This window comes from Sphingobium sp. GW456-12-10-14-TSB1, assembly GCF_059424385.1.
The window spans coordinates 2,720,317-2,737,182 of the sequence record NZ_JBWKZI010000001.1; the positions used below are offsets into that span (position 1 = coordinate 2,720,317).

Annotated in this window: 15 protein-coding genes; 13 read left to right on the forward strand and 2 right to left on the reverse strand. The window is 65.4% G+C overall.

Going from position 1 to position 16,866, the window contains the following annotated elements; genetic code table 11:
* The first annotated feature begins 34 nt into the window (after positions 1–34).
* Complete coding sequence (pdeM, locus tag AC07X9_RS13260; protein WP_017183180.1) at positions 35–694, forward strand: ligase-associated DNA damage response endonuclease PdeM; 660 nt, start codon at positions 35–37, stop codon at positions 692–694.
* Between the two features lie 188 nt (positions 695–882).
* Positions 883–3,678: a TonB-dependent receptor gene (locus AC07X9_RS13265; RefSeq protein ID WP_026002394.1), complete on the forward strand. Its 2,796-nt coding sequence runs from the start codon at positions 883–885 to the stop codon at positions 3,676–3,678.
* Here AC07X9_RS13265 and AC07X9_RS13270 read toward each other — a convergent pair.
* On the reverse strand, positions 3,656–4,402 hold the full coding sequence (locus AC07X9_RS13270; protein ID WP_017183182.1) for a YggS family pyridoxal phosphate-dependent enzyme: 747 nt from the start codon (positions 4,400–4,402) through the stop codon (positions 3,656–3,658). The genes AC07X9_RS13265 and AC07X9_RS13270 overlap by 23 nt on opposite strands.
* Positions 4,403–4,425: 23 nt before the next feature.
* Between AC07X9_RS13270 and AC07X9_RS13275 the strand changes: the two genes are divergently transcribed.
* Both AC07X9_RS13275 and AC07X9_RS13280 read left to right on the forward strand, forming a co-directional pair.
* On the forward strand, positions 4,426–4,983 hold the full coding sequence (locus tag AC07X9_RS13275) for a thiamine phosphate synthase (protein ID WP_017183183.1): 558 nt from the start codon (positions 4,426–4,428) through the stop codon (positions 4,981–4,983).
* A gap of 70 nt (positions 4,984–5,053) precedes the next feature.
* Positions 5,054–5,407 carry a GIY-YIG nuclease family protein gene (locus AC07X9_RS13280; protein WP_017183184.1) on the forward strand — a complete coding sequence of 118 codons (354 nt, stop codon included), beginning with the start codon at positions 5,054–5,056 and terminating at the stop codon, positions 5,405–5,407.
* Positions 5,408–5,645: 238 nt separating this feature from the next.
* Here the strand turns inward: AC07X9_RS13280 and AC07X9_RS13285 are convergent, their stop codons facing one another.
* Complete coding sequence (locus tag AC07X9_RS13285; RefSeq protein ID WP_026002396.1) at positions 5,646–6,368, reverse strand: hypothetical protein; 723 nt, start codon at positions 6,366–6,368, stop codon at positions 5,646–5,648.
* Positions 6,369–6,608: 240 nt separating this feature from the next.
* Between AC07X9_RS13285 and AC07X9_RS13290 the strand changes: the two genes are divergently transcribed.
* The 9 genes from AC07X9_RS13290 (at position 6,609) to AC07X9_RS13330 (ending at position 16,856) form a co-directional block, all read left to right on the forward strand.
* Entirely contained in the window at positions 6,609–7,058 is a 450-nt protein-coding gene (locus AC07X9_RS13290; RefSeq protein WP_017183186.1) for a DUF3576 domain-containing protein, read from the forward strand.
* A gap of 102 nt (positions 7,059–7,160) precedes the next feature.
* Complete coding sequence (gene leuS, locus AC07X9_RS13295) at positions 7,161–9,689, forward strand: leucine--tRNA ligase (RefSeq protein WP_017183187.1); 2,529 nt, start codon at positions 7,161–7,163, stop codon at positions 9,687–9,689.
* Between the two features lie 98 nt (positions 9,690–9,787).
* The gene (gene lptE / locus AC07X9_RS13300) at positions 9,788–10,291 is read left to right on the forward strand and encodes an LPS assembly lipoprotein LptE (RefSeq protein ID WP_017183188.1); all 504 of its coding nucleotides are present in this window, start codon (positions 9,788–9,790) and stop codon (positions 10,289–10,291) included.
* Positions 10,288–11,313, forward strand: a complete 1,026-nt coding sequence (holA, locus tag AC07X9_RS13305; protein ID WP_017183189.1) for a DNA polymerase III subunit delta — start codon at positions 10,288–10,290, stop codon at positions 11,311–11,313. The genes lptE and holA overlap by 4 nt, the downstream gene beginning before the upstream one ends.
* Before the next feature lie 73 nt (positions 11,314–11,386).
* Positions 11,387–12,442, forward strand: coding sequence for a type III polyketide synthase (locus tag AC07X9_RS13310; RefSeq protein ID WP_086012010.1), 1,056 nt, complete (start codon positions 11,387–11,389; stop codon positions 12,440–12,442).
* A complete protein-coding gene (locus AC07X9_RS13315; protein ID WP_017183191.1) occupies positions 12,439–13,113 on the forward strand; it encodes a methyltransferase domain-containing protein in 675 nt (224 codons plus the stop codon). Before AC07X9_RS13310 ends, AC07X9_RS13315 begins: the two co-directional genes overlap by 4 nt.
* Positions 13,092–14,174: an NAD(P)/FAD-dependent oxidoreductase gene (locus AC07X9_RS13320; protein ID WP_017183192.1), complete on the forward strand. Its 1,083-nt coding sequence runs from the start codon at positions 13,092–13,094 to the stop codon at positions 14,172–14,174. Before AC07X9_RS13315 ends, AC07X9_RS13320 begins: the two co-directional genes overlap by 22 nt.
* Positions 14,167–14,610 carry a peptide-methionine (R)-S-oxide reductase MsrB gene (gene msrB, locus AC07X9_RS13325; protein ID WP_017183193.1) on the forward strand — a complete coding sequence of 148 codons (444 nt, stop codon included), beginning with the start codon at positions 14,167–14,169 and terminating at the stop codon, positions 14,608–14,610. Before AC07X9_RS13320 ends, msrB begins: the two co-directional genes overlap by 8 nt.
* A gap of 161 nt (positions 14,611–14,771) precedes the next feature.
* Positions 14,772–16,856: a transglycosylase domain-containing protein gene (locus AC07X9_RS13330; RefSeq protein ID WP_017183194.1), complete on the forward strand. Its 2,085-nt coding sequence runs from the start codon at positions 14,772–14,774 to the stop codon at positions 16,854–16,856.
* Positions 16,857–16,866 lie beyond the last annotated feature (10 nt).

A 16,866-nucleotide genomic window follows, 5' to 3' on the forward strand; every position in this document is an offset into this window, starting at 1 on the left:
TGAAAGCGGGACCGCATCGGCGCATAGCCGGGCCATGGTTCCCCTTTCGTTCGCTGGTGAGGCGTTTCTGGCGCTGCCGCAGGCTGCGCTCTTCTGGCCCGCTCGCGCGGCCTTGCTGGTCGCCGACCTGCATTTCGAGAAAGCGAGCTGGTATGCGCGCTTTGGCCAGTTCCTGCCGCCCCATGACAGCGAGGCGACGCTGGACCTGATCGAGGGGCTGGTGGCGCAGACGGGCGCACGGTCGGTCTGGTCGCTGGGCGACAGTTTTCACGATGCCGATGGCGCCGCGCGGCTGGACCCGCGCGCGAGAGAGCGGCTGGTTTCCCTTACGGAAAGGCTGGACTGGACCTGGATTACGGGTAATCATGACGTCGGCGTGGCGGACATGCCGGGAGGACGCAGGCTGGTCGAGACGGAACTGGGCGGGATCATCCTGCGGCATGAAGCGCAACCGGACGATCCACGGCCTGAAATCTCCGGCCATTTCCACCCCAAATTCCGCCTGTCGGTGCGCGGACGCCATGTCGCGCGCCGCTGCTTCGTGGAGTCGTCGACAAAGCTGATTCTACCCGCGCTGGGCGCGCTGACGGGAGGGCTGGATGCGGGTCATGGAGAGATTCGGCGGGTGGTGGGACCGGGTGCGAGCGCTTTGGTCCCTGTTTCCGACCGATTGTTACGCTTTCCGTTATCGTAAAGAAACGCTACGGAAACCGGATTTTAAGCTGTTGCTGATAGGCAACAGGGTGTGAATATCACGCCACCAGACATCGCAAAAGGCGCAGAAAAGCTAGGCTCTCTTGCCTTCGCCCTGCTGTGGCATCATAAACTAGGGCAGCACCCGATACGTCGAAAAGGCGTGCGGGCAGGAGAGGAACGACCATGATGACAGACAAGAGCCTTTGGCTGACGACCGCCGGCATGATCGCATTGACGATGGCGATGCCCGCCGCCGCACAAGACACGACCGCGCCGCAAGCCGCCGTCGATCAGGACAGTGCGGAAATCATCGTGACCGCCACCCGGCGCGCGAGTCCCCTGTCCGACGTGCCGATCGCGGTGTCCGCCGTCAGCGCGCAGGCGATGCAGAATAGCGGCGCCAGCGACATCCGCACATTGAACCAGCTGGCCCCGTCGCTGCTGGTGTCATCGACCGGATCGGAAGCCAATGCGTCGGCGCGTATTCGCGGCATCGGCACGGTCGGCGACAATCCCGGCCTGGAAAGCTCGGTCGCGGTGTTCATCGACGGCGTGTATCGCTCGCGCACCGGCGCGGGCCTCAACGAACTGGGCGAGATCGAACGGGTCGAGGTGCTGCGCGGGCCGCAGGGGACGCTGTTTGGCCGCAATGCGTCGGCGGGCCTGATCAACATAATCAGCAAGGCGCCGGAAAACACGTTCAGCGCCAAGGGTGAGATCACCTACGGCAATTATGATTATTGGCGGCTGTCGGGCCGCGTCACCGGGCCGGTGGCCGATGGCATCGCGCTCAGCCTGGACGGGGTATGGTCCAAGCGTGACGGTTTCTACAAGCTGGTCGATACGGCCGGGAACAATGTAGGCGACACCAATGACCGCGACCGTTATTTCCTGCGTGGACAGGCGCTGATCGAGCCGAACGACGATCTGTCGATCCGTCTGATCGGCGATTATACCAATCGCGACGAAAGCTGTTGCGGCGCCGCCTATACCGAGGCGCGCGAACGGACCCCGGCGGCAGGTGGCGGATATAACACCGCGCCGTTCAACCGCATCGCCGCGATTCTGGCAGGGCAGGGCAGCGTGATCGCGGCCGACCCCTATGATCGCGAACTGACGATCACGCCGGGTCGCGACTATGTGAGCAAATTGAAGGACTGGGGCGTGTCGGGCGAGGTCAATTACGACCTGGGCGACGTGAAGCTGACCAGCATCACCGCCTATCGCGATTACAAGTCGAGCGACTATGGCGATTATGACTATAATCGCGCCGACCTGCTCTATCGCGATCCCAATACCTATCGCCAGTTCAAGACCTTCACCCAGGAATTGCGGGCGCAGGGTTCGGCCTTTGGCGACATGCTCGACTGGCTGGTCGGTGGCTATTATGCCAATGAACGGCTGACCTTGCAGGATAATATCCGCTTTGGCGCGGATTATGGCCGCTTTGCCGCCTGCCGCCTGATGGCAGGGGCTGGCGCGACGAGCAACTTCCCGGCGTCGACGCTGGCTGCCTGTGGCAGCGGGCTGGCGACCGGCGCGTTGATCACGGGCACGCAGGCGAACCTGAACGCCGGGCTGAACGCCGCCTTCCTCAACGCCGGCCTGCCAGCGCCAGTCGCTGCGGGCCAGGCGGCCGCCATCTCGACGGGTCTGGGCAACGGTCTGCGCGCGCTGGCGGCGATCCCGTCGGGCACGGGCGACATCGCGTCCATCTATCGCCAGAAGAGCGAGAATTGGGCGCTGTTCACCCACAATATCGTGCACATCACCAATCGGCTCGATCTGACGCTGGGCCTGCGCTACACGCATGAGAGCAAGACATTCTCCGCCGATTTCAACAATAACAACGCGACCTGCGCTGCATTGCAGCCCGGACTGGCGCCGATCGCGACCAACCCGTCGCTGGGCAGCGCTGCGGCGTTGGCGGGCGGCATATTGACGCTGGGATGCCTGGGCAACGGATCGACCACGCTCAATGCGCTCGACCTGAACGACAAGATCAGCGACGGCGAATTTTCCGGCACGGCGGTCCTGTCCTGGAAGGCGACTGACGACCTGATGGTCTATGGCAGCTATTCCAAGGGCTATAAGGCGGGCGGCTTCAACCTCGATCGCTTCCAGCTGGGATCGACCGGGCTGAATGTCATCCCCGCCGTGTTCGCGCCGCGCACCAACGCCGACGTGACCAGCCTGCGCTTTGCCGCGGAAAAGGTGGATTCGTTCGAGGTGGGCCTCAAATATAGCGCGCCCAAATGGAGCGTGAACCTGGCCGGCTTCCGGCAGGAGTTCAAGAATTTCCAGCTCAACACCTTCAACGGCACCAGCTTCGTCGTCCAGAATATCAATGGCTGCGACAGTGCGCTGAGCGCGGCGCGGACCTGCGCGGCGGGGGATGTCGGGCCGGGCCTGATCAGCCAGGGTGTCGAACTGGAATGGTCGGTGACCCCGGCGCGCAATTTCCGCGTGGCGGGCGGCGCAACCTATGCCGAGGCGAAATTCGCCAACCGGCTGGTGGGCAGCGGCAATGGCGCGGTCCCGCTGGACCCTGCCCTGTTCCTGCTGCCCGGCTCCATCAACAGCAACGCGCCCAAGATGGTGACGACCGCCAGCATGGCCTGGACACCCGACATCGGGACGAGCGGCCTGTCAGCGCTCTTCTATGTCGATGGCCGCTTGACCAGCGACTATAATACCGGGTCGGACCTGTTCCCCGAAAAGCGGCAGGATGGCTTTGCCATCGTCAACGCGCGCGTCGGCATTCGCGGTCCCAACCAGCGCTGGGCGGTAGAGTTCTGGGGTCAGAATATCTTCAACCAGGACTATACCCAGGTGTCGTTCAGCAGCCCGCTCCAGTCGAGCAGCCCGGCAACCTCCACCACCGGCCAGTTCGCAGCGGGCGCGCCGATGGCGAACCAGCTGATCTCCTCCTACCTCGCCGAGCCGCGCACCTACGGCATCACGCTCCGGGGGAGTTTCTAAGCATCCCCAGCCCGCTCCGGGGAACGGGGCGGGCTGGCGGGGGACGATCGCCGAACAGGGCGGTGCCGACGCGAATATCGGTCGCCCCCAGCATGATCGCGGTTTCATAATCGCTGGACATGCCCATCGACAGGCGCGGGAGGCTTTCTTCCCGCGCCATTTTTGCAAGCAGCGCGAAATAGGGGGCTGGCTCCACATCGGCGGGCGGGACGGCCATCAGGCCGAGCAGGGGAATGTCGGCGGCGCGGGCGGCGGCGATCAGCGCGGGCGTGTCGGCGATCGCGCAGCCCCCCTTTTGCGGCTCCGCACCGATATTGACCTGAACATAGCAGGGGACGCGCTTGCCCTGCGCGTCCATCGCCTTGGCCAGCGCGGTCAGCAGCGAAGGGCGATCAAGGCTGTGGATAACATCGAACAGGGCGACGGCATCGGCGGCCTTGTTGGATTGCAGCTGGCCGACGAGATGCAGGCGGATGTCGGGATGCGCCTGTCGCAGCGCGGGCCATTTCTCCTGCGCTTCCTGCACCCGGTTTTCGCCGAACACGCGCTGCCCCGCATCGATCAGCGGCTGGATGGCGGCGGCATCCTTGGTCTTGGATATGGCGATCAGGGTGATGGCGTCCGCGGTCCGGCCAGTCAGGCGGGCGGCCTTGGCGATCTCATCCTGAATGGTGGCCAGGCGGCTGGCGGCGTCCTGGGTGGCAATGCTGCTGTCTGTCGTCATGCGCGCTGCTATAGGGCAGGGTCATGACCTGTCGCCACCGCAAAAATATGCCGCTGATCTGGCTGATGACCGACGAGCGGATCGGGGAGGCGGCCTTGCTGGCGGCGGTGGCGCGATTGCCCAGGGGGCGGGCGGGAATCATCTTTCGCCATTACAGGACGGCGCCGGGCGCGCGGCGGGCGCTGTTCGATGCGGTACGGGCGATCGCGCGGCGGCGGCGGCTGACGTTGCTGCTGGCGGGGACGGCGCGGCAGGCCGCGGCCTGGGCAGCGGATGGCTGGCACGGGCGCGACGTACGCCGGGCAGCACGACCGATGCGGCACAGCGCGCCGGTGCATGACGCGCGGGAGATGGTGGCGGCGCGGCGGGGCGGGGCGGACATGGTGCTGCTGTCGCCCCTATTTCCGACACGCTCGCATCCGGGAGGGGCGAGTCTGGGGCGGGTAAGGTTTGCGAAGCTCGCGAGGGGGGCAGACATGCCCGTCATCGCGCTGGGCGGCGTGAAGCGAAAGCATGGCCGGATGTTGCGCACTATCGGCGCTGCGGGATGGGCGGCGATTGATGGGCTAGTGAGCGAGTAGGGGGGACTTTGTTGGTCTTGGATGGATTGCGGAATGGAGGGTTTGTGGGTGCAAGAACCGTAGAGGGCAGATGCCTTTCACCGTCACCCCAGCGAAGGCTGGGGTCTCTGGCGCAGATGCGCTACAGTTGGATATGGCGCGAGGCGGCTACACCTATGTCATGACCAATAAGCCAAGGGGCGTGCTCTATATTGGCGTCACAGCCGACATAGCTACGCGCGCCCAACACCATCGAAAAGGCACCGGCTCCGCCTTTTGCAAGAAATATGGGTTGACCCGCCTTGTTCTGGTCGAGCCACATGATGACATTAGGCTCGCCATCGCCCGCGAGAAGGCGCTTAAAGCCTGGAAACGCGAATGGAAAATCCGCCTTGTGGAAGAAGCCAATCCAGATTGGCGCGATATGTCAGACGTTATCTTCTGACGCTTGAGACCCCAGCCTTCGCTGGGGTGACGATGAAGGAAATGGCCGACTGACGACCTGAACGGCAGCGTAGCTGACGTCAGGATCCATTGGCGCGATCTTCACGCATAATCGCAACGCTTGCGTGAATGGATCCCGGATCAAGCCTGTCCTGAGCCTGTCGAAGGGGCCGGGATGACGGAGGGAGACGCGATCAGGCGATACGCCCGTCGCTCTTTCCCGCCAGCCTTTCAGCCGATCAGAATTTGAACACGGTGCCCAGATAGACGGCCTGGCTGTCCTGGCGATCGTCGGTCATCGGGGTCAGGCGGCCTGCGACGCTGTTGTTGTAGCGCACGCCTGCGGTGACGTTCAGGTTGCGCGTCAGCGAATAGGAGCTGGCGAGATCCAGCGAATAATCCTTGTCGGCGGCCGGATTGCGTGTCGCGGCAACCGCGTCGCGGCGGGTTTCGATCAGCATCTTGGTGCTGAACCGATCCTTCTTGCCGCTATCCAGCGAGAAATTCTTGGCATCGACCATGGTTTCGACCGGCACCGGATCGAGCGCCTTGCGGCCGATCGCTTCGGGCAGGGCGAATTTGCGCCAGCCATGCGCGCCGTTCAGGCTGAAGGCGACGGGCGCGATATTGACCGGGGTGAGGGTGGTGTTGACCGCAACGCGATCATTGTCGCCCGCGCGGACCATCACGGTGATCGCCCGCTGGCCGCTGAGCGAGCCGCTGGTCGGCGTGAAGCGGAAGCCCTGACGGCTGGCCGACGCTGCGATCTTCGCATAGGCGGCGGCAAGGCGCGGGTCCTTGGTCGTGGGCGTGAAGGAAGAGATGCTGCCCAGCGCGCCGAGCGAAACCGGCGATTGCGTGCGCACCAGATCGGTCGCTGCGCCGATGGCAGGAGACAGCATGAAGCCAGCCACGGCAACCGCCGCGCCCGCCAATGCCAAATGTCCCCTATTCACGCGCATGATTCGATTCTTTCCCCGCCACTTATATTGCACAACGCTCTACACGTACAAAGCCGCCACTGGCTAGTGCCACCCCCTTCTTGCACCCCTTTTTGTCAGAGATGTTGCACGGAACACACAGGCGCGCAGAATGATCCGTGCCGGATCGCATGCGCCGTCGCCCGCCGCCCCTTGCTCCTTGGCGCGGGACCACTATAGAAGGCGCGAGCATTTTTCGTCTTTTCAGCTAGGACATGCCTGATGGCCAGCCGCTTTTTTCGTTCCGTTTCCGCAGGTCTGCTGCTGACCGCCCTGTTGCCGCTGGCCGCCTGCGGTGGCGGGGCCAAGGACCGGCCCAAGGCGGATCTGGCCGCGTCCAGGGTCACCACGATCGGCGTCAACGCCTATCTGTGGCGCGCCAGCCTGGACACGCTGTCCTTCATGCCGATGGTGCAGACCGATTCCAACGGCGGCGTCATCGTCACGGACTGGTATGCCAATCCCAACAGCCCCAATGAGCGGATGAAGCTGACCGTGTCGATCCTGGATCAGGATCTGCGCGCGGACGCGCTGCGTGTCGCGGCCAGCCGTCAGGTGAACCAGAATGGCCAGTGGATCGACGCCCCGGTGAAGGCGGCGACGGTGCAGAAGCTGGAAGAGGTCATCCTGACCAAGGCCCGCGACCTGCGCCGCACCGCGATTTCCGGCTGATATTTCTTCGCCTGGGTTTTGCGTGCGCGAAGCCCCGGTTTTTCGACGGTTCGGGGCTGGGCTTGCAAAGGCCCAGCCCCCTCGCATTTGGTAGGACAGGACATGCAAAGGCGCTTCAATCCGCTGGAGGCCGACGCCCGCTGGCAGGCGATCTGGGACGAGAAGCAGAGTTTTCGGGCGGACGATGCTTCGCCCAAGCCGCGATCCTATGTGCTGGAGATGTTCCCCTATCCGTCCGGGCGCATCCATATCGGCCATGTCCGCAACTATTCGATGGGGGACGTGCTGGCGCGCTTCCGCCGGATGACGGGGCATGAGGTACTGCACCCGATGGGCTGGGACGCGTTCGGCATGCCGGCCGAAAATGCCGCGATGGAGAAAAAGGTTCATCCGGGCAAATGGACCTATGAGAATATCGCCAATATGAAGGCGCAGCTCAAGAAACTGGGCTTTGCGCTGGACTGGAGCCGGGAACTGGCCACCTGCCACCCCGATTATTATGGCCATGAACAGGCTCTGTTCCTGGACATGCTGGACGCAGGGCTGGTCTATCGCAAGGAATCGGCGGTCAATTGGGACCCGGTCGACATGACCGTGCTGGCCAATGAGCAAGTGATCGACGGCAAGGGCTGGCGATCGGGCGCGACGGTCGAGAAGCGCAAGCTCAGCCAATGGTTCCTGAAAATCACGCAATTTGCCGATGATCTGCTGGAGGGCCTTAAAGGTCTGGACCAGTGGCCCGACAAGGTCCGCACGATGCAGGAAAACTGGATCGGCAAGTCGGTCGGGCTGCAATTCCGCTTTCAGCCGGTCGCGCCGTTCGAGAGCGAAATAGAGGTGTATTCCACCCGCCCCGACACGATTTTCGGGGCGAGCTTCGTTGCGATCGCGGCGGACCATCCGGTCGCGCAGCAGCTGGCGGCGGACAATGCGCAGGCGCAGGCCTTTATCGATCTGTGCAAGGCAGGCGGCACCACGGCGGCGGAGCTGGAAACAGCGGAGAAGCTGGGTTTCGACACCGGCCTGACCGTCACCCATCCGTTCGATCCCGCATGGCAACTGCCGGTGTTTATCGCCAATTTCGTGCTGATGGACTATGGCACCGGCGCGGTGATGGGCGTTCCCGCGCATGACCAGCGCGACCTCGACTTCGCGCACAAATATATGCTGCCGGTCGAGCGCGTGGTCGCGGCCGAGGGGGACGAAGCAGCGCCGATCCATGACGAAGCCTATGTCGGGCTGGGCAGGCTGGTGAACAGCCGCTTCCTCGACGGCATGGCGGTCGAGGAGGCCAAGGCCGCAGTCATCGCGCGGGCCGAATCCGAAGGATGGGGCGCGGGCAAGACGGTGTTCCGCCTGCGCGACTGGGGCGTGTCGCGCCAGCGTTATTGGGGCACGCCGATCCCGGTGATCCATTGTGCCGATTGCGGCGTGGTGCCGGTGCCCAAGGCGCAATTGCCGGTGGTGCTGCCCGACGATGTGACGTTCGACATCCCCGGCAATCCGCTCGATCGCCACCCGACCTGGAAGCATGTGGCATGCCCATCGTGCGGCAAGCCGGCGGTGCGGGAAACCGACACGCTGGATACGTTCGCCGATTCAAGCTGGTACTTCATCCGCTTCGCCAGCCAGCCCAAGGACAAGCCGTTCGAACGTGCGACGGTGGAGCAATGGTTGCCGGTCGGCCAATATATTGGCGGGGTCGAACATGCGATCCTGCATTTGCTCTATGCCCGTTTCTGGACGCGCGCGCTCCAGCATATGGGGCAATTGGGTTTTGCCGAACCCTTTACCGGCCTGTTCACGCAAGGGATGGTGACGCATGAGACGTATAGCCGCGAACAGGGCGATGGCCTGCCGCCGGTCTATTTCGCGCCGGGCGAGATCGAACGCGCCGCCGATGGCGCGACCCTGATCGCCGACAAGGCGCCGGTCGAGATTGGCCGGGTCGTCAAAATGTCCAAGTCCAAGAAGAATGTCGTCGATCCCGATGACATCATCGCCCAATATGGCGCGGACGCGGTGCGGTGGTTCATGCTGTCGGACAGCCCGCCAGAGCGCGACCTGCCCTGGACCGAAAGCGGGATCGAGGGATCGTGGCGCTTCATCAACCGCTTGTGGCGGTTGTTCGGTCAGGTCGAGACGGGAGCGGAAGGGCAGGACAAGCAGCTCGACCGCAAGCTGCACCAGACGATCGACGGGATCGCGAAGGACATAGAGGCGCTGTCCTTCAACAAGGCGGTCGCCAAGATTTACGAACTGGCCAATGCGGTGGAGAAAGCGGCACCGTCCGCGTCGCGCAACGCCGCCATTCGTGCGCTGGCGCTGCTGGTCGCGCCGATGACCCCGCATCTGGCGGAGGAAGCCTGGGCCGATATGGGCGAAACCGGCCTGATCGCCGACGCTGCCTGGCCCGAAGTCGATCCGGCTTTGCTGGTGGATGACGAAGTGACCATCGCCTGCCAGGTGATGGGCAAGCTGCGCGACACCATCACCGTGCCCAAGGGGACGGCGAAAGACGAATTGGAGCGTCTGGCGCTGGCCGCGCCCAATGTCATGCGCATCCTGGACGGGGCGACGCCCAAGAAGGTCATCGTCGTGCCGGATCGTCTGGTGAATCTGGTTATCTAACAATGTCCGTTCGGGCTGAGCCTGTCGAAGCCCCGCCCTTCTGCGAATAGAAGAACGGCCCTTCGACAAGCTCAGGGCGAACGGTTATGGAGGTTGGCATGAAATCTTGGCCCCTGCTCCTGAGCCTTCCGCTCCTCCTCACCGCCTGCGGTTTGCGGCCGGTCTATGGCGGGGGCGCTAACGGGGCCGTAGCGCAGACGTTGGGCCATGTCGATGTTCAGCCGATCGCGGGCAAGAATGGCTGGCTGATGCGCAATGCGCTCAATGACCGGCTGGCCGCGATGCAGCAGGGCGGGTCCGGGCCGCGCTACAAGCTGGTGGTCAAGCTGGACGACCAGATCAGCGGTTTCGGTCTGCGGTCCGACGCCGCCGTCACCCGCGAACGCCGCACGTTGCGCGCGCGCTATCAGCTGGTGGACGAAGCGACCGGCGCGCAGTTGCTGGACGACAGCGCCGGATCGGACGCGGGCATCGACGTCACGTCAAGCGAATATGCGACGATCGCAGCGGAGGATACAGCGCTGGAACGCCTGTCGCAGACCGTGGCGGACCAGATCATCGCGCGGCTGGCGCTCTATGCCAGCCGGGACGCCGCCCCTTGAAGGCCAATCGCGGCCAGATTGAAAAGGCGCTCGACGCGCCATCGGCGGCGCTGCGCTTCATCCTGCTCTACGGCCCGGACGAAGCCGCCAGTCAGGCGCTGGTCCGGCGGCTGGAACGGGCGATGGGGCCGGGGGCGGAGCGGGTGGACCTGGACGGGTCGACGCTGCGCGACGATCCGGCCCGGCTGGCGGACGAGGCCGCATCCTTTTCCATGTTCGGTGACAAGCGCTGGATTCGCGTGCATGGCATGGGCGAGGAATCGCTGCCTGCGCTGACCGCGCTGCTGGAGGCGGAGGCGGCGGGCAATCCGGTCATCGCGGTGGCGGGCGCGCTGAAAGCGACGTCCAAGCTGCTCAAGCTGACGCTCGATCACAAGGGGGCACTGGCTTTCGTGTCCTACCAGCCCGACGCGCGCGAATCGGAGCAGATCGCGATCGGCATCGCGCGCGAAGGCGGGCTGCGGCTGTCGACCGAACTGGCGCGGCGGATCGTCGATCTGGCCAATGGCGACCGGGCGCTGATGAGCGGCGAGGTCGAAAAGCTGATCCTCTATCTGGATGCCGCGCCCGACCGCCCGCGCGAGGCGACGGCGGAAGCGCTGGACGCATTGTCGGCCGACAATCCCGATACGGAGGTCGCGCCCCTGGTCAATGCCGTGCTGGGCGGCGACCTGAAAGCCATGCACCGCGAACTGACCAGCCTGTCGGAGGTTGGCGCAAGCATGGCGTCGGTCATTCGCCCGCTGCTGACCCGCGCCATGCTGCTGGCCAATATCCGCGCCGATTTCGACAGTAGCGGACGGCTGGAAGGCGCGGTCGAGGCGGCGGGCAAAGCGGTGTTCTGGAAGGAAAAGGGCGTGGTCACGCGGCAGGTACGGCTGTGGGACGCAACCGGCATCGCCCGTGTCATCCAGAGGCTGGCGCAGGCCGAGCGCGCGACCCGGTCCGGCCGGGGCACGGGCGACCTGCTGGTACGGCACGAATTGTTGACGATCGCGCGGCAGGCGGCACGGGAACGATAGACGCCGACGTGCGCTTTGACGAATAAGACAGGGTAGAGCGTGGCCATGTGCCAGCGCGCAACAAAGGCAGCGCATCATTTCGTCCACCGCCACCATCCAAGCCATCGGCACAGCCGTCCCCGCCACTGATGTCCACCCGGCCTTTATCGACTGGGCAGGCGCGCGCATAACCGACCCGCGGGAGCGGGCGCTGTTCATGCGGATGGCGCAGCGCAGCGGCATCCATCATCGCTGGTCGGTGCTGGACGGCGGCGGCGGATCGCCGACCGCGCAGGGCGGCTTTTACGGCGACGCCTGGCCGACGACGGCGCAGCGCATGGCCATCTATGCCGATGAAGCGCCGGCCTTGGCCGCGCGGGCTGTGGCGGCGCTGGGGGATCAGGTCGCGATCGACGGCATCACCCATCTGGTGGTCGCCAGTTGCACTGGCTTTACCGCGCCGGGCATCGACCAGCAGTTGATCAGGCTGTTGGGGCTCGATCCTTCGGTCGAGCGGCTGATGGTCGGCTATATGGGGTGCTATGCCGCGATCGTCGCATTGCGATCCGCGCGGCATATCGTCCGGTCCGAACCGGGCGCGCGGGTGCTGGTGGTGTGCGTGGAACTGAGCAGCCTGCATTTGCAGGCGAATGCGGAGGTCGAGCCGTTGCTGGCGATGCTGCAATTTGGCGATGGCGCGGCGGCGGCGCTGGTGAGCGCCGCGCCGGGCGGCATTGCGCTGGACCAGCCCTTTGCCATGACCGTGCCGGATACGGCGGGCCTTATTCGCTGGGATCTGGGCGACCATGGCTTTGCGATGCATTTGTCGGGCGAAGTGCCGGGCGCGATCGCGCAGGCGCTGGCGGGAACGGTGACGCTGCCGGTTCCGGCCGACAGCGTCGATATGTGGGCCGTCCATGCCGGGGGACGATCCATTCTGGACGCGGTGGCGCGCGCGCTGGACCTTGCCCCGGACGCGCTGGACCATAGCCGCGCGGTGCTGCGCGCGTTCGGCAACATGTCGTCGGCGACGCTGATGTTCGTGCTGGCGCGGATATTGGCCGGGCAGGCGACGGGGCAGGGCGTTGCGCTTGCCTTCGGGCCGGGCCTGGCGGCGGAGGGGCTGACCTTTCGCCGCGAAGCACCATGAAACGGTCGCTTGCCGACGAGCAGATGGACGCAGCCGACCTGCCCGCCAATGTCTATGCGCAGGTGCTGGCCGATCTCGACCGGGTGAACCGGGTGACGATGGCGGCGCGGCCGACGCTGGCCTTTCTGGATCGCGCTGTGACCGGGCCGTTCCGCCTGCTGGACGTCGGCTATGGCGATGGCGGTATGCTGCGGCAGGTCGCGCGTTGGGCAAAGCGGCGCGGCATGGCCTGCGAACTGGTGGGCATAGACCTTAATCCGCGCAGTCAGGCCGTGGCGCAGGCGCGGACCGATCCGGCCATGGCGATCGACTATCGCACCGGGGACTATGCCGCGCTGGCGCATGAACCATGGGACATACTGATTTCCAGCCTGGTGACGCACCATATGGACGATGCGGAGCGGCTGGCGTTCCTGCGCTTCATGGAGGATCAGGCGCGCATGGGCTGGTTCGTCAACGACCTGCACCGCCATGGCTTTGCCTATCATGGCTATCCCTGGCTGGCCCGGCTGCTGCGGGTGCATCCGATCGTGCGGGCGGACGGCCAACTTTCCATCGCGCGGAGCTTCGTCGCCGCCGAATGGCGGGCGATGCTGGACGCGGCGTATATCAGCGACGCGCGGATCGCGCGCGTTTTTCCGTTCCGGCTGTGCGTATCCCGGCGCCGATAATCGTCGGCGCGGGGCCGGCAGGCGCGGCGGCGGCCATGCGGCTGGCGCGGGCAGGGGCGGCACCGCTGCTGATCGACCGGCACACTGTGCCGGGCGATGCGCTGTGCGGCGGGTTCCTGAGTTGGGCGACGATCGCGCAGATCGAGGCGCTGGGGATAGAGGCGGCGGCGCTGGGCGGCCACAGGGTCGATAGGCTGGCGCTGTTTGCGGGCGGACAGGAAATCGTCCTGCCGCTCCCGGCGGCGGGCATGGGCCTGTCGCGTCATCGGCTCGACACGATGTTGCGGGCTGCGGCGCAGGAAGCGGGCGTCACGTTACGCCTGGGGCGCGCGGTGCGGACGCTGACGCCCACCACGATCACGCTGGACGATGGCGACGCGATCGACTGGCACAGCCTCTTTCTGGCGACGGGCAAGCATGACCTGCGCGGCGCGGCGCGGCCCCATGGCGGCGCGGACCCGGAACTCGGCCTGCGTCTGCGCCTGCCGTCCAGTCCTGCGCGGCGCCGGCTGATCGGCAGCCGGATCGAACTTCATTGGATCGATGGTGGCTATGTCGGGCTGTTGTTGCAGGAGGATGGCAGCGCCAATCTGTGCATGGCGGTGCGCAAGAGCGCGCTGGCAGCGGCGGGCGGGCGTCCGATTGCCCTGATTGCGCGGCTGGCCGACCTCTCGCCCGCATTGGCCGACCGGCTGGGCGAAGTGCCGGACGATGCGCAGGTCGATGCTATTGGCGATGTGCCCTATGGCTGGCGCGCGACGACAAGCTGGCCGGGTCTTTACCGGCTGGGCGATCAGGCGGCGGTGATCCCGTCGCTGGCGGGGGAGGGGATCGGCATCGCGCTGGCCAGCGCGGCGGCGGCGGTGGCGCGCTGGCAGGGGGAGGGGCGCGATGGCGCGGTCCGCTATCAGAGGGATTTTTCCCGTCGCGCGATGCTGCCGCTGCGCGCGGCGGCCGGGTTTCGCGCGCTGGGACGCTCGCCGGGGCTGCTGCGGCTGCTGACCGCGACGCCGGGGGCGGCACGCCTGGCGATGCGGCTCACCCGGATCGCGGATGCTTGATCGGCGCGCTGCCAGCGCCCATATTGCGGCCATGGACAAGATCAATCTGACCGATGCCGAATGGCGCGAGCGCCTTTCCCCCGACCGTTATCATGTGTTGCGTGAGGGCGGGACGGAGCGGGCCTTTACCGGCAAGCTCAACAGCAACAAGGCCGACGGCGTCTATTATTGCGCTGGCTGCGGCGCGGAACTGTTCGACGCGGAAGAAAAATATGACAGCGGGTCGGGCTGGCCCAGCTTTACAGCGCCCGTGGATATCGACGCGGTCGAGGAAATCCGTGACACCAGCCATGGCATGATCCGTACCGAGGTGCGCTGCGCGAAGTGCGAGGGGCATCTGGGCCATGTGTTTCCCGATGGTCCGGGCGTCAACGGCCTGCGCTACTGCATGAACAGCGCTTCGCTGGACTTCAAGCCGCGCGACGGCGACGCGTAGCCGTTCGGCACGAGATGCGCTTTTGGGCGCAATTTCATGGATGGATCGTTCATCGCCCGTAAAGCGGCCATCGTCATGGAGACGATCTAGGCAATTTTCCGGGCGGGACGCATGAAACATGCTGGCCGGGGCCGGGATTAGCGGGTATCCGGGGCGCACAGATGGCAGGATCAGGCAAGAGCAAGGGCACGCCGGGCAAGGCGAAGCGATGGCTGGTTCGCGGCCTCAAGATCAGCGTCGCGGCGGGTGTCGCCGGGCTGCTGGCGGTGGTGATCGCCGTCGTCATCGCAATGCAGTCGCTGCCGGACTACAATAGTCTGAAATCCTCCCCCAATGGCCAGATGATCCGCGTGCATGCCGCCGACGGCAGCGTCATCGTATCGCTGGGGCCAAGTTTCGGGCGCTGGATGGATTATGACCAGATCCCCAAGGTCATGGTCGACGCGATGATCTCTACCGAGGACAGGCGTTTCTACCTTCATCCCGGCGTCGACCCGATCGGCATGGCGCGCGCGGCCTGGGTTGCGGTGGAAAATCGCGGCAAGGGCCGCCGCTGGCAGGGCGCATCGACCATCACCCAGCAGGTGACGCGCAACATCTTCCTGAACAACAGCTATAGCTGGGGCCGCAAGGTGCGGGAAATGGTGCTGGCGATGGCGCTGGAGCGCAAATTTTCCAAGCGCCAGATCCTGGAACTCTATCTGAACAAGGTCTATTTCGGTGGCGGCGCCTATGGCATCGACGCGGCCAGCCGCAAATTTTTCGGTCACTCCGCCACGACGCTCGATCTGCCCGAAGCCGCGATCATCGCGGGGCTGGTCAAGGCGCCGTCCAGCTATTCGCCCACCGCCGACGCCGAAGCCGCGATTGGCCGTGCGGGCGTGGTGCTGGACCTGATGCGCGACAATGGCGTGATCAGCGCATCGGAACGGGCGGCGGTCGACATGCAGGGGGTGAAGCTGGCCCCCGAACCGCCTCAGAACAGCGTGCGCTACTTTACCGACTGGGCGCTGCCCCAGCTCGACGTGCTGATCGACGAGCCGAACGAACCGCTGGAAGTCTATACCACCATCGACCTTAACATGCAGAAGGCGGCGACCGCCGCGATCCAGGCCAATGTGCCCGCGGGCACGCAGGGTGCGCTCGTGTCGCTCGACCGTGACGGGGCGGTGCGGGCGATGGTCGGCGGCCTCGATTATGTGACGTCCAATTACAACCGCGCGACCACCGCGACGCGCCAGCCCGGATCGGCATGGAAAATCTTTGTCTACATGGCTGCGCTGGAGGCGGGCTATACCCCCGACACCGGGATCACGGACGAACCCGTCGACATTAACGGGTGGAAGCCGCGCAACAGTTCGGGGCGTTTTTCCGGCGATATCGATATCCGCACCGCCTTTGCCTATTCGATCAACACGGTCGCGGCGAAGCTGGGCGTCGAAGTCGGCTTTCCGACCGTCGCCGACATGGCGCGTCGTTTTGGCATCACCACGCCGATCAACACCCATCCGTCCATGGTGCTGGGCACGTCGGACGTGCGCCTGATCGACATGACCCGCGCCTTCGCCTCGATCGCGCGCAAGGGGATTGCAGTGACGCCCTATGGCATCACCAAGGTGACGACCGCCGACGGGCGGCTGTTGTACGAGCATCAGGACGATACCAGCCGCGTGCTGGTCGCGCCCTGGGTCGCGGCGGGGATGACGGACCTGATGCAGACCGCCGTCAGCACCGGCACCGGCAAGGCGGCGCAGATCGGACGGCCCGTGGCGGGCAAGACCGGCACGACCACCAGCAACAAGGATGGCTGGTTCCTGGGCTTTTCCAGCGGCGTCACCACCGGCGTATGGATGGGCCGCGACGATGCCCGCGCGGTCGGCGGGTTGCAGGGGGGACGCGCGCCGGCCCGCGCCTTTGCCGACTATATGAAGGTCGCGGTCGCCAAACGCCCGGTCGAACCGTTCGAAACCGAAGTGACCTTGCCCGAATGGCAATTGGAGCCGGACGCCGAAGCTTATTATGGCAGCCCCGACAATGGCGTCGATGACGGCATGATGGTGGACGAGAATGGCTTGCCGATCGAGCGCGCCCGTCCCGCGCAGCCTGATCCGCGCGACGATCAGGACATGGAGGTCGATCCGCAGGACCGTCTGTCGTCGCAGCGGATCGACCAGCAATGGATCGACAATGTGCTGGGCCGCGACCGTCAGCGCCAGCCGCCTCCGCGGCCAGCGCCTGGTCCGTAGGGTTTGATCA

Excerpts from the sequence above, each read along its gene's own strand:
- AC07X9_RS13290 (WP_017183186.1), top strand. The coding sequence starts at position 6,609 with ATGGCCAGCCGCTTTTTTCGTTCCGTTTCCGCAGGTCTGCTGCTGACC.
- AC07X9_RS13330 (WP_017183194.1), top strand. The coding sequence starts at position 14,772 with ATGGCAGGATCAGGCAAGAGCAAGGGCACGCCGGGCAAGGCGAAGCGA.
- AC07X9_RS13315 (WP_017183191.1), top strand. The coding sequence starts at position 12,439 with ATGAAACGGTCGCTTGCCGACGAGCAGATGGACGCAGCCGACCTGCCC.
- leuS (WP_017183187.1), top strand. The coding sequence starts at position 7,161 with ATGCAAAGGCGCTTCAATCCGCTGGAGGCCGACGCCCGCTGGCAGGCG.
- AC07X9_RS13285 (WP_026002396.1), bottom strand. The coding sequence starts at position 6,368 with ATGCGCGTGAATAGGGGACATTTGGCATTGGCGGGCGCGGCGGTTGCC.
- AC07X9_RS13270 (WP_017183182.1), bottom strand. The coding sequence starts at position 4,402 with ATGACGACAGACAGCAGCATTGCCACCCAGGACGCCGCCAGCCGCCTG.
- msrB (WP_017183193.1), top strand. The coding sequence starts at position 14,167 with ATGCTTGATCGGCGCGCTGCCAGCGCCCATATTGCGGCCATGGACAAG.
- AC07X9_RS13280 (WP_017183184.1), top strand. The coding sequence starts at position 5,054 with ATGCCTTTCACCGTCACCCCAGCGAAGGCTGGGGTCTCTGGCGCAGAT.
- AC07X9_RS13265 (WP_026002394.1), top strand. The coding sequence starts at position 883 with ATGACAGACAAGAGCCTTTGGCTGACGACCGCCGGCATGATCGCATTG.
- lptE (WP_017183188.1), top strand. The coding sequence starts at position 9,788 with ATGAAATCTTGGCCCCTGCTCCTGAGCCTTCCGCTCCTCCTCACCGCC.
- pdeM (WP_017183180.1), top strand. The coding sequence starts at position 35 with ATGGTTCCCCTTTCGTTCGCTGGTGAGGCGTTTCTGGCGCTGCCGCAG.
- AC07X9_RS13275 (WP_017183183.1), top strand. The coding sequence starts at position 4,426 with ATGACCTGTCGCCACCGCAAAAATATGCCGCTGATCTGGCTGATGACC.